This window comes from Prevotella rectalis (assembly GCF_900607215.1).
Taxonomy (GTDB): Bacteria; Bacteroidota; Bacteroidia; order Bacteroidales; family Bacteroidaceae; genus Prevotella; species Prevotella brunnea.
Genome location: NZ_LR027820.1, coordinates 277,374 through 290,325, shown reverse-complemented (window position 1 = coordinate 290,325; position 12,952 = coordinate 277,374). Strand labels below are relative to the sequence as shown.

The window sequence follows — 12,952 nt, the reverse complement described above, 5'->3', positions numbered from 1 at the left end:
AGTAAATAGCGCATGGCAGAAAATAACATATTAGAGAAGTTAGATGGTCTCGAAGCCAGATTTGAAGAAGTTTCCACTCTCATTACCGACCCGGAAGTGATTGCAGATCAGGCGAGATATGTTAAACTCACAAAGGAATATAAAGAACTTAACGACATCATGAATGCTCGTAAGCGATACATAACTTGCCTGACAACCATTAAAGAAGCCAAAGATATTCTCGCCAACGAGAGCGATCCGGACATGAAGGAAATGGCAAGGATGGAACTAAACGAGAACGAAGAACTGCGCCCTGACTTGGAAGAAGAGATAAAGTTGCTTCTTGTGCCCAAAGATCCTGAAGACGATAAAAATGTACAGATGGAGGTTAGAGCCGGAACCGGTGGAGACGAGGCGGCTCTCTTTGCCGGCGACCTTTTCAGTATGTATAAGAAATACTGCGACAAGAAAGGATGGACATTGTCGGTAACAGCTGCTTCGGAAGGTGCAGTGGGAGGTTTCAAGGAAATCGACTTTGCCATTTCAGGAGATGGGGTTTACGGTGTGCTGAAATACGAATCAGGAGTTCATCGAGTTCAACGCGTCCCAGCCACAGAAACCCAAGGTAGAATGCACACATCGGCTGCCACGGTGGCAGTATTGCCTGAAGCTGATAAATTTGAAGTGAACATCAATGAAGGCGATATAAAATGGGATACGTTCCGTTCGAGTGGTGCCGGTGGACAGAACGTAAACAAGGTAGAATCAGGCGTGCGCCTACGTTATCCGTGGAAAAACCCTAACACGGGTGAAGTGGAGGAAATCTTGATAGAATGTACTGAAACACGCGATCAACCGAAGAACAAAGAAAGAGCATTGTCGAGACTGCGCACTTTCATCTACGACAGGGAGCATCAAAAATATGTAAACGATATCGCCACCCGACGCAAGAGCCTTGTCTCTACAGGTGATCGCTCAGCTAAAATCAGAACATACAACTATCCGCAAGGTAGGGTTACAGACCATAGAATTGGTTATACAACGCATGATTTGCAAGGTTTCATGAATGGAGACATTCAAGACATGATTGACGCATTGACCGTTGCAGAAAATGCAGAAAAACTAAAAGAATCGGAACTATAATCATTAACCTCTCTCATCTTTTCATTAAGATGGGAGATATTTTTATATTATGAACAGAAAACAATTAGTTGAACACATCTTTACGAAGAAAACCTTTTTGTGTGTAGGTTTAGATACCGACTTGAACAAGGTTCCTGCATTTATTTTAAAGAATGAAGATCCAATATTCACATTTAACAAACGCATCATTGACGCAACCGCTCCTTATTGCATCGCCTATAAACCCAATTTGGCGTTTTACGAATGCTACGGATTGAAGGGGATGCATGCTTTTGAGAAGACAATTCAATATTTGAAATCTAACTATCCGAATCATTTTATCATCGCTGATGCTAAACGGGGAGACATTGGGAATACATCGAGAATGTATGCTCAAACATTCTTTGGAGAATATGACATCGATTCCGTTACCGTAGCTCCTTATATGGGAGAGGACTCCGTAAAGCCTTTCCTCGAATATGATAACAAATGGGTGGTATTGTTGGCTTTGACCAGCAACAAAGGAAGCAAGGATTTTCAATTTTTGGAAGACAAAAAAGGAACTCGACTTTTCGAACACGTTCTGACAAAATCTCAAGAATGGGGAACACCTGACAATCTCATGTATGTGGTAGGTGCCACTCAAGGACGTTTGTTTGAAAACATAAGAAGATTTGTTCCGGATAATTTCCTTTTAGTGCCGGGAGTTGGCGCACAAGGAGGAAGTCTGCAAGAAGTCTGCAAATATGGAATAACAAAAGATTGCGGACTAATCGTAAATTCCTCAAGGGGAATAATCTATGCTGATAATGGGGAGAGCTTTGCCGAAGAAGCTGCCAAGAAAGCTAAAGAACTGCAAGAAGAAATGGAAAAAGAACTTGCAAGACTTTGACTCTCAAAGGCTCGTATTCTGTTTTGAACCACGGCATCACCTTTAACAATGAACGATAACAAAATAATCAGCGACCCGGTTTTTGGCTTTATACGAATACCAAGAGGAATTCTACTTGATATTATTAAGCATCCGCTGATGCAACGGCTCTCAAGAATCAAACAACTCGGAGTAACTTCCGTTGTTTATCCGGGTGCTCAACACACAAGGTTTCAACACTCATTAGGTGCTTTCCATCTGATGGGTGAGGCTATATTATCGCTTCAGCAAAAAGGTGTATTCATTTTCGACAGTGAGGCAGAAGCCGTTCAAGCAGCTATCCTCATGCACGATATAGGGCATGGTCCGTTCTCTCATGTTCTTGAAAACACATTGATTCAAGGAATATCGCACGAGGAAATATCACTCATGATGATGGACTGTATTAATAAGGATATGAATGGAGAACTGTGTTTGGCAATAAAAATTTTTAAGGACGAATATCCCAAACGTTTCCTGCACCAACTTATTAGCAGTCAGCTGGATATGGATAGACTGGATTATCTTAGGAGGGATAGCTTCTTTACCGGCGTAACGGAAGGAAATATAGGGTCGGCAAGAATTATCAAGATGCTGAATGTGGTGAACGATGCACTTGTGGTAGAACAAAAAGGAATTTATTCCATTGAGAACTATCTCACCACAAGACGCTTGATGTATTGGCAGGTCTATTTGCACAAAACAGCCGTTGGATATGAAAAGATTCTTATCAACACATTGTTGCGAGCCAAGGAGTTGGTAAGAAAAGGGAAAGAACTCTTTGCCTCCCCATCGCTTCAATTCTTTCTTGAAAATGATGTTGATACCTATTTCTTTCATCAGAATTCGGAAGCACTTCAAAATTATATTGAATTGGACGATAACGACCTTTGGTCCGCGCTGAAAGTTTGGAAGAACAATGAGGATACTGTCTTATCTACTCTTGCCTCTGACTTTATTAACCGAAAATTATTTAAGGTTGAGATACATGAAGAACCTATTTCGAAATACGCCATCGAAGAACAAAGACATAAACTCTGCAGTGCACTCAACTTAGATTACGAGGATACAAAGTACTTGGTGTGTAATGACACAATTCAAAAAGACATGTACGACATTAACGACGATCACATAAGCATCCTATCAAAAGATGGTCAACTAAAAGATATTACAGAAGCTTCTGAAATTCTTAATATTGATCTTCTATCAAAAAAAATTCGCAAATATTACTTATGTTATCATAGAATATGACAAAAGTTTGTTATCTTTGCAAAATTAAGCACAAACAGTAATAATGGAATTTACCGCAAAGCAAATCGCACAATTCATACAAGGACGCATAGAAGGAGACGAAAATGCGCGTATCAATTCTTTCGCGAAAATAGAGGATGGAAAGAAAGGTGATATATCATTCTTGGCAAATCCCAAATATACGCACTACCTCTACGAAACTGACAGCACCATTGTTTTGGTGGATGAAGACATCAAAACAGAGAAACCGACCACTACCACGCTAATTCGTGTAAAAAACGCAAGAGATTGTGTAGCAAGACTATTACAACTCTATGAGAGTATGAAGCCTAAGAAACAAGGTATTGATCCTTTGGCGTTTATCTCACCAAAAGCAAAAATTGGTAACAATGTATATATAGGGGCGTTTGCATACGTTGGGGATAACACGATTGTTGGCGATGGAGCACAAATCTACCCACACGCAACCGTGATGGACAATTGCACATTGGGAAACAATTGCATCATATATCCGAATGTCAGCATTTATCATGAATGCAAGTTGGGTAACAATGTCATCATTCACTCCGGAGCTGTAATCGGTGCCGATGGCTTTGGTTTTGCCCCTAACCACGAAAACAACAACTACGATAAAATCCCACAAATAGGAATAGTAACCATAGAAGATAATGTTGAGATAGGTGCGAATACTTGCATAGACCGCTCAACGATGGGAAGCACCTATCTGCGCAAAGGAGTTAAGATAGATAACCTTGTTCAAATAGCCCACAACAATGACATAGGGGAAAATACAGTCATGAGTGCTCAAGTGGGCATCGCAGGCTCAACCAAAGTTGGGCAATGGTGTATGTTCGGAGGACAGGTGGGAATAGCCGGTCATATTGAAATTGGCGACAAAGTTTTTCTCGGTGCGCAATCCGGAGTTCCCGGTAACCTCAAAAGCAATCAAACGCTGATAGGAACTCCTCCCATGGAATCAAAGCCATATTTCAAGTCTCAAGCAATATTCAGAAAACTACCTGAAATGTACAAACAACTAAATGCTTTACAAAAAGAAATAGAAGAACTGAAAAAGAATAAGTAACTGATAATGGAAACTACAAAGCAGAAAACGCTCAAGGGAAGTTTCTCTCTCTTCGGCAAAGGATTACACACGGGATACAGCCTGACAATTACCTTTAATCCTGCACCGGATAATACAGGCTACAAAATCCAACGAATAGATTTAGATAATCAGCCCATCATAGACGCAGTTGCGGAAAACGTGATTGACACTCAAAGGGGAACAGTCATCGCTCGCGGAGATGTTCGTGTAAGTACTATTGAGCATGGCATGGCTGCTCTATATGCTATGGGTATTGACAACTGCCTCATACAAATAAACGGTCCGGAATTTCCTATCTTGGATGGGTCATCAGCCAAATATGTAGAAAAGATTAAAGAAGTTGGCATCGTTGAGCAAAAAGCCCCTAAAGACTACTACATCATACGCAAAAAGATTGAAATCAAGGATGGAGATTCCGTCATTACAATATTTCCCGATGAACAATTCTCTATCACGGCGATGTGTTCTTTTGAATCGAAGTTCATAAGCAGCCAATTCGCAACTTTGGACAGTATAGATGAATTTGCTTCAGAAATAGCTCCGGCACGAACTTTTGTCTTTGTAAGAGACATTATGCCATTACTGAAAGCTGACATGATCAAAGGAGGGGATCTTGACAATGCGATTGTAATCTACGAAAAACAAGTAGAGCAAGAAAGATTAAACCAATTGGCAGACCTGCTTAAAGTGCAGCGTATCGATGCCAATGCCATAGGATATATTCAGCACAAACCACTAATGTGGGACAATGAATGTACCAGACACAAACTGCTTGATATCATTGGCGATGTAGCTTTAATCGGTAAGCCTATCAAGGGGCGTATTGTAGCTACCCGACCGGGGCACACTGTCAATAATAAATTTTCAAGACTCTTACGCAGAGAAATACGCAAACATGAAATCCAAGCTCCAATTTACGACCCAAATGAAGAACCACTGATGGACAATATCCGCATCAGGGAGTTACTCCCCCACAGATACCCCATGCAGCTGGTTGATAAAATAATCGCGATGGGCTCCACCAGTATTGTAGGCGTAAAGAACGTAACAAGCAACGAAATGTTCTTTCAGGGACACTTTCCACAAGAACCGGTAATGCCCGGTGTTCTCCAAATAGAAGCCATGGCACAATGTGGCGGAATCTTGGTGTTATCGCAAGTAGAGGAACCGGAGCGATGGTCAACCTATTTCTTAAAGATTGATGATGTAAAATTCAGAAAGAAAGTTGTCCCGGGCGACACGTTACTTTTCAGAGTAGAATTGTTATCTCCGGTAAGACATGGCATCAGCTCAATGAAGGGCTATATGTTTGTAGGCGATCAAGTTGTTGCGGAGTCTTCTTTCACAGCTCAAATTGTTAAAAACAAATAAAAGCCCCAAAATGAACAAAATAAGCCCAATGGCATTTATTCACCCAAATGCCCAACTTGGAGAAAACAACATTATCGGTCCCTTTTGTTACATAGATGATAATACCATCCTCGGCGATAACAATATACTCCAAAACAGTGTAACCATCAACTATGGTGCAAGGATTGGGGATGGCAATGAATTCTTTCCGGGTGCAAGTATTTCCACAAAACCACAAGACTTAAAGTTTCAAGGTGAAGATACAATTTGCGAAATTGGCAACCACAACTCTATCCGTGAGAATGTTACCATATCGCGGGGTACCGCCTCCAAAGGAACAACGATTGTTGGCGATTATAATCTTTTCATGGAAAACATGCACATCGCTCACGATTGTATCATAGGCTCGCACATCATTGTGGGAAACTCCACGAAATTCGCAGGAGAAGTAACAATAGATGATTTTGCAGTTATCTCCGCAGCTGTTCTTTGCCATCAGTTCTGCAAAATTGGCAGAAACGTAATGATTCAAGGTGGAAGCAGATTTTCGCAAGACATACCTCCATACATTTTAGCGGGCAGAGACCCCATAAGATATACCGGTATCAATATCATCGGGCTTCGCCGGAGGGGATTTAGCAAAGAACAAATCGACCAAATACATAACGCATATCGTATTCTGTACAGCGAAGGCACAAGAGCAGAGAATATGCAGAAGATAAAAGACACCATGGAACTGACGCAAGAAGTAAAAAATATTATCGACTTTGTGGAAACTTCCGAACGAGGAATCATTAAATAGCATACGATTGGAGCCACAGACCCTGATAGTTGTAACCGGTCCCACCGGTGTGGGAAAGACCGATTTGGTACTGGAAGTGGCTGAAAGCCTAAACATTCCAATTATAAATGCCGATTCAAGACAGATTTATGCCGAGCTGCCAATAGGTACCGCAGCACCAACAAAAGAACAATTGGCAAAAGTAAAACATTATTTTGTTGGAAATCTTCATATTACCGATTATTTCTCGGCGAGTTTATATGAAGAAAAGGTATTGGAACTGATGGCTCAACAACCACAAACGTCTTTCATCCTTAGTGGCGGTTCCATGATGTACATTGATGCGGTTTGCAACAGCATAGACGAAATGCCCACGATAAGTGATGCGGTTCGAACCGAAATGAAACGGAGACTTGAAAAAGAAGGATTAGAAACTCTTGTCGATGAATTAAAATCCCTCGACTATGAACATTGGAAAATTGTTGATCGGAAAAACCCGAGAAGAGTAATTCACGCATTGGAGATTTGTCATCAGTCAGGCACGACATACACCTCTTTTCGCAAAAGAAAGAAAAAAAAGCGTCCTTTCAAAATTATCAAGATAGGTCTGAACAGACCACGAGAAGAGTTATATGCCCGAATCAATCAAAGAACCCGCAACATGATTGCTGAAGGACTGATAAAAGAGGCTTTGAACGTTTATTCTTACCGACATCTCAATGCGCTCAACACTGTGGGATACAAAGAAATGTTTGATTACCTTGACGGGCTGACCACTTTGGATGAAGCAATTCTCAAAATTCAAAGCAATACACGAAGATATGCGAGAAAACAGCTCACATGGTTAAAAAAAGACACTTCCATGAGATGGTTTGAACCAAACGACGTTGAAGAATTGTTAAACTACATTACAAATAATCTTTCTTCATACCAAATCCATTAAATTTGCATTGTAGAAAACTACTCAATGACAAGAATACGTTATAGACGATGAAAGGTATTTTGAATTTCATAAAGCAATTATTTATGGGAATACGCCAATTCTTCCCTTGGTACAGGAATCTATATAAAGGCAGAAAATGGTACACTAAGACTGCTCTCGCAGTGGTGTCATTGATAGTTTGTGTCTTTTTATACTTCGGAATGGTAGATATTAACTTCTTATGGCTATTTGGAAAATCTCCGGGATTTATAGACATCAAGACACCACAAACTTTTGCCGCTTCAGAAATTTACAGTTCAGACTCAGTATTGATAGGTAAGTTCTTCAAGGAGAATCGCTCTCCCGTGAAATATGAGGAGGTAACACCTCATTTTTGGAATGCTTTGATTAGCACTGAGGATGAAAGATTTTACAGCCACCATGGAGTAGATTATTTAGGTTTGGCAGGTGCATTGAAAGATGCCGTTACCAAAGACGGTGCTCGCGGAGCTTCCACCATCACCCAACAGTTGGCAAAAAACATGTTCCGAGTTCGTACTCAATATTCAACCGGATTATTGGGCAAAATTCCGGGTATCAGAATGTTAATCATGAAAAGCAAGGAATGGATAATTGCCCTCAAACTCGAACTCATCTATTCCAAGAAAGACATCTTGACGATGTATGCCAACACCGTGGATTTCGGTAATAATGCTTATGGTATTAAGACTGCCGCAAGAACCTATTTCAACACGACGCCGGCAAAACTGACACTTGATCAGGTTGCAACACTGGTGGGAATGTTGAAAGCTACCACGTATTACAACCCCATCACCAATCCCAAGAACTCTTTGGAGAGAAGGAACACCGTTTTATACAATATGGTAACACACAACAAGTTATCAAGAACAGAATACGATGCCATATCGAAAATACAAACGAAATTGGACGTTCACGTGGAAGAGAACTATGACGGACAAGCACTCTATTTCAGGGAATATATAGCCAACTACTTAAAAGATTGGGCAAGCGAAAACGGCTATGACCTCTACAGCAGCGGACTTAAAATCTATACCACGATAGATACGCGTATGCAAAAATATGCGGAAGAAGCTGCCATGAAACAGATGAAAAAAATACAAAAGGACTTCAACAATCATTGGAGTGGGCAAGATCCGTGGCGAGACGAGAATGGAAAATTAGTACCCGGGTTTATCGAAAGTATCGCTGAAAAACAACCTTTCTATAAAAAGCTGTTAGAGAAATATCCCAACCAACAGGACAGCGTGCTTTATTATCTGAATAAGCCACACACTGTTCAACTCTTTGACTACGAAAAAGGCTATATCACAAAAGAAATATCGTCATTGGATTCCATAAGGTATATGGTGAAATTCATGCACTGTTCCATGGTGGCTATGGAGCCTCAGACCGGTGCAGTAAGAGCATGGGTGGGCGATGTGGATTTCAAGACATGGAAATACGACAAGGTAACAGCTGCCCGACAACCGGGTTCTACCTTCAAGCTGTTTGTCTATTCGGAAGCGATGAACCAAGGACTGACACCTTGCGATAAGCGACGCGATGAATTTATCAGCATGCAGGTTCCCGATAAAAAAACAGGACTTATAAAGACATGGACTCCCGGTAATGCCAACGGAAGATATTCCGGCGATTCCGTTACGCTAAAGACAGCGTTCGCGAGAAGTATCAATACCATCGCGGTGAGACTGGGACAGGAAATGGGAATTAAAAACATCATCAGAACCGCCCAAGACATGGGGATAAAGAGTCCGTTAGATGACGAGCCTTCGCTGGCTTTGGGATCAAGCGATGTAAACTTGCTGGAAATGGTCAATTCCTATTGCACGGTTGCCAACGATGGAGAATTTCACGAACCCGTGGTCGTAACAAAGATTGTAGATAAAGATGGAAATGAGGTCTATGTGGCACCCAACGAGACAAAACAAGTGATGCAATACAAGAGTGCTTTCTTCATGCAACAACTATTGAAAGCCGGTATCACTGACGGCAGAGGCACGAGTCGTTCCTTGAGCCAATATATCATTGGCGATACCGATTGGGGAGGAAAAACCGGTACTACAAACAACCACTCTGACGCTTGGTTCATGGCGGTAAGTCCCAAACTTGTTGTGGGGGCATGGGTCGGAGGAGAATATAGAAGCATCCATTTCCGAACCGGTGCGTTGGGACAAGGTTCCAAGACAGCTTTGCCCATTTGTGGTAACTTCATCTATTCCATTCTACGGGACAACAAATTCAGAAAATATCACGCAAAATGGATAAACAATACCGACGAAATTGACGCTGAGATGTATAATTGCCAAGAGGTACAACCAAGACGCCATGAAGTTGATAGTCTTGAACTTTACCTAAGGGAAAAGAGAAAAGAGACGCAAGAATCTGATGAGGACGAAGACAATACACAAGAAAGCGAAAGCAATCCGAACATTGTACCCGAAGAAGACGCGCAACGATCGATACCTGCACCAAATGTTCCCAAGCATCCGATGCCACCAATCACCAAGCCCAAAATAGAACCCATTGAAAACTAATAATGTCGAAAAACAAAATTGACATTAATGGCATAGAACTGAATAATGAGGATTTTCAGAAGGCACTCCAAATTATTCAGTTCACGCATAATTCTCTTTTTCTGACCGGCAGAGCAGGAACGGGAAAATCGACATTCCTGCACTACATCGCCGCGACTACCAAGAAAAAGCATATTATATTAGCCCCAACCGGCATCGCGGCCATTAATGCCGGTGGATCAACACTGCACAGTTTCTTCAAACTTCCCTTTCATCCCCTTCTCCCAAACGACCAACAATACTCCGTAAGAAATATACGGAACGCCCTAAAATACAATTCCGACAAACAAAAACTTTTGCGCGAGGTGGAACTTATCATTATTGATGAAATCAGTATGGTAAGGGCTGATATCATCGACTTTATCGACAAAGTACTTCGTGTTTACAATCGCAACATGCGAGAGCCGTTCGGTGGGAAACAAATGCTGTTTGTCGGAGACATTTATCAATTGGAACCTGTTCTGAAAGAAGAGGACAGAAAATTGCTTCAAGCATTTTATCAAAGCAGCTACTTCTTCGACGCAAAAGTGTTCCAACAAATTCCACTCGTCAGCATAGAACTACAAAAAGTCTATCGACAAAACGACCCCACTTTTATTTCCATTCTCGACAGAATTCGCACGAATCAAATCAACAATAAGGATTTGGCTCGTATCAACGAACAGGTATGCCCGAAAGAAAAAGAAGAACCGGTTGGAAAAGAAAAGGACAACGATTTGTCCGTTACCCTATCTTCGAGACGCGACACTGTAGATTGGATAAACTCTCAACAACTTGACCTGCTTCCCAACGATAAAGTTACTTTTTTCGGAAATATCACAGGCGAATTTCCAGAAAGCAGCCTTCCCACATCCATGGAATTGGTGCTCAAGGTGGGAGCACAAATCATGTTCATCAAAAACGATATAGAAAAGCAATGGGTTAATGGAACTCTCGGCACGGTTAGTGGCATTGACGAGGAAGATGGGCTGCTCTACATTCATACAGAGGAAAACGAAGACCTACAGGTGGAAAGAGAGACATGGGAAAATATCAGATATCGGTTCAATGAGGAAGAACAAAAAATCGAAGAGGAACAGATAGGTACATTTGAACAATTCCCCGTTAAACTGGCATGGGCGATAACCGTACACAAAAGTCAGGGACTTACGTTTAAGAACGTAACCATAGATTTTACCGGAGGGGTTTTTGCCGGAGGACAGACCTATGTTGCACTCTCGAGATGTAAGAGTTTGGAAGGAATCACCTTGCGTGAACCCATAAAAAGAAATGACATATTCGTAAAATCCGAAGTAGCACATTTCGCAGAGCATTTCAACAATAGGAGCATAATAGAAAAAGCACTGGTGCAAAGTAAAGCCGACAAAGAATATTTCGATGCCAACGCATCGTTCGAGCGGGGAGATTTCGATTCATTCTTAAAAAACTTCTTCTTGGCCATACACAGCAGATATGACATTGAAAAACCCATTGTCAAAAGGTTTTTAAGGCGTAAACTACAAATCATCAATCGACTAAAGGATGAGAACAAAGCACTTAAAGAGCAACAAGTCCGACAAGCCCAACTCTTGAAAAGATTATCAGCTGAATACGTAGTCATGGGTAAAGATTGTGAAAAGGAAGGAATGACTTCCGCTGCCATAAACAATTACAAAAAAGCTTTGGAACTTTATCCCGACAACCCATCAGCCAAGAGAAAATTGAAAAAGCTTCTTCCGAAAGAGACACAAAAAAATAAATCCTGAAACAAATGCACAACTCACCCGGTTCATATATCACACATATCATCTCACTTTTCGGAATTGCGTTGCTCACAGCATGCAACGGTCAAAAAGTGCACAATGTTCCAACCGGAGATACTGTCGCAGCTGAAGTATTTGCCCCCATAGAACAAGACACAATCGTTCGCATAAATCTTCAACAAATTACCAAATTGGCATTTCCCAAATACAAAATCAAGAAAGCAGAACCGATTCTCCCCGACTCCATCAGCATCGCCGCCGATGAGGAAACCGTTAGCGGAGGTAATTACAAAGCCACATTGGTGCTCGACTCCGTCCCCTCAAAGGCTTTTTACGCAAGAATTGAAAACGCGGCAAAAAAGGACACCTGCTGGACTATTAACAAGTTCGCGTGTATCTACGATTGTAAAGACAAAAATAACGGAAAGTATCAAGTGATTGTAAGCAAGGACACGCCACTCATCTACGTTACACACCTCAACGCAGACATGATAAAACAGAAAAAATAATTTTGTAAAAAATCTTCACCCCTTATATTCAAGTCCTTTGCTTTTGCCGTGTAAAAGAGCTGTTTTTAGGCAGCAAAAGAGCATCAACAAGATTGCATCAAGTCATGAACATTTGACGTATTTTATTCCGATGCCGAATAACACATATCCCTTTATGTCCTCAATCCGTATTCAGGTGATGGCAAACAGACGCTTGATAGTGAATATTCTACTCGACCATCATTGTGAAATTATATTACAAAAACTGCATCCGAGACATGCTTCGTAATTTACTGATAATCAGAAGGATATTAATTGCTATTTAAAAGTATTGCTGTCCGGTAAAACTTTTTTGGGGCTATCTGTGTTAGTTAAAATAGACTTAAACTTATTATTTCTTAGAATTATCGGTTATTTTAGGTCTTTTCTTGTCAAAATAAGTGCATTTTATAATTATTGCTGTCCGGTAAAAATTAACTGAAAGCTCTGTATCTCTTTATCCATCGGTATTGCAGCCGTTTTACTCATCCTGGGGCTTGGTTTTCAGTTTCAAACTGTAAGCATTATAAAATGCACTTATTTTGACAAGAAAAGACCTAAAATAACCGATAATTCTAAGAAATAATAAGTTTAAGTCTATTTTAACTAACACAGATAGCCCCAAAAAAGTTTTACCGGACAGCAATA

Annotated in this window: 10 protein-coding genes; all 10 read left to right on the top strand. The window is 41.0% G+C overall.

Features of this window, described 5'->3' with window-relative positions; translation table 11 throughout:
• Positions 1-12 precede the first annotated feature (12 nt).
• The 10 genes from prfA to E0E16_RS02020 are packed head-to-tail and all read left to right on the top strand — an operon-like array spanning position 13 to position 12,286.
• A complete protein-coding gene (prfA, locus tag E0E16_RS02065; RefSeq protein WP_130828613.1) occupies positions 13-1,122 on the top strand; it encodes a peptide chain release factor 1 in 1,110 nt (369 codons plus the stop codon).
• Positions 1,123-1,171: 49 nt separating this feature from the next.
• A complete protein-coding gene (pyrF, locus tag E0E16_RS02060; RefSeq protein WP_130828612.1) occupies positions 1,172-1,993 on the top strand; it encodes an orotidine-5'-phosphate decarboxylase in 822 nt (273 codons plus the stop codon).
• Positions 1,994-2,041: 48 nt separating this feature from the next.
• Positions 2,042-3,262 (top strand): HD domain-containing protein, encoded by a 1,221-nt coding sequence (locus tag E0E16_RS02055; RefSeq protein ID WP_130828611.1) that lies wholly within the window; start codon positions 2,042-2,044, stop codon positions 3,260-3,262.
• A gap of 43 nt (positions 3,263-3,305) precedes the next feature.
• A complete protein-coding gene (lpxD, locus tag E0E16_RS02050) occupies positions 3,306-4,346 on the top strand; it encodes a UDP-3-O-(3-hydroxymyristoyl)glucosamine N-acyltransferase (protein WP_130828610.1) in 1,041 nt (346 codons plus the stop codon).
• A gap of 6 nt (positions 4,347-4,352) precedes the next feature.
• Positions 4,353-5,738 carry a bifunctional UDP-3-O-[3-hydroxymyristoyl] N-acetylglucosamine deacetylase/3-hydroxyacyl-ACP dehydratase gene (locus tag E0E16_RS02045; protein ID WP_130828609.1) on the top strand — a complete coding sequence of 462 codons (1,386 nt, stop codon included), beginning with the start codon at positions 4,353-4,355 and terminating at the stop codon, positions 5,736-5,738.
• Positions 5,739-5,748: 10 nt separating this feature from the next.
• Complete coding sequence (gene lpxA / locus E0E16_RS02040) at positions 5,749-6,519, top strand: acyl-ACP--UDP-N-acetylglucosamine O-acyltransferase (RefSeq protein ID WP_130828608.1); 771 nt, start codon at positions 5,749-5,751, stop codon at positions 6,517-6,519.
• 7 nt (positions 6,520-6,526) lie between these two features.
• The gene (gene miaA / locus E0E16_RS02035; protein ID WP_130829713.1) at positions 6,527-7,441 is read left to right on the top strand and encodes a tRNA (adenosine(37)-N6)-dimethylallyltransferase MiaA; all 915 of its coding nucleotides are present in this window, start codon (positions 6,527-6,529) and stop codon (positions 7,439-7,441) included.
• 47 nt (positions 7,442-7,488) lie between these two features.
• Positions 7,489-9,996, top strand: a complete 2,508-nt coding sequence (locus tag E0E16_RS02030; protein WP_130828607.1) for a transglycosylase domain-containing protein — start codon at positions 7,489-7,491, stop codon at positions 9,994-9,996.
• A gap of 2 nt (positions 9,997-9,998) precedes the next feature.
• Positions 9,999-11,780: an AAA family ATPase gene (locus E0E16_RS02025; protein WP_130828606.1), complete on the top strand. Its 1,782-nt coding sequence runs from the start codon at positions 9,999-10,001 to the stop codon at positions 11,778-11,780.
• A gap of 5 nt (positions 11,781-11,785) precedes the next feature.
• Positions 11,786-12,286 (top strand): hypothetical protein, encoded by a 501-nt coding sequence (locus E0E16_RS02020; protein ID WP_130828605.1) that lies wholly within the window; start codon positions 11,786-11,788, stop codon positions 12,284-12,286.
• The last annotated feature ends 666 nt before the right edge of the window (positions 12,287-12,952 follow it).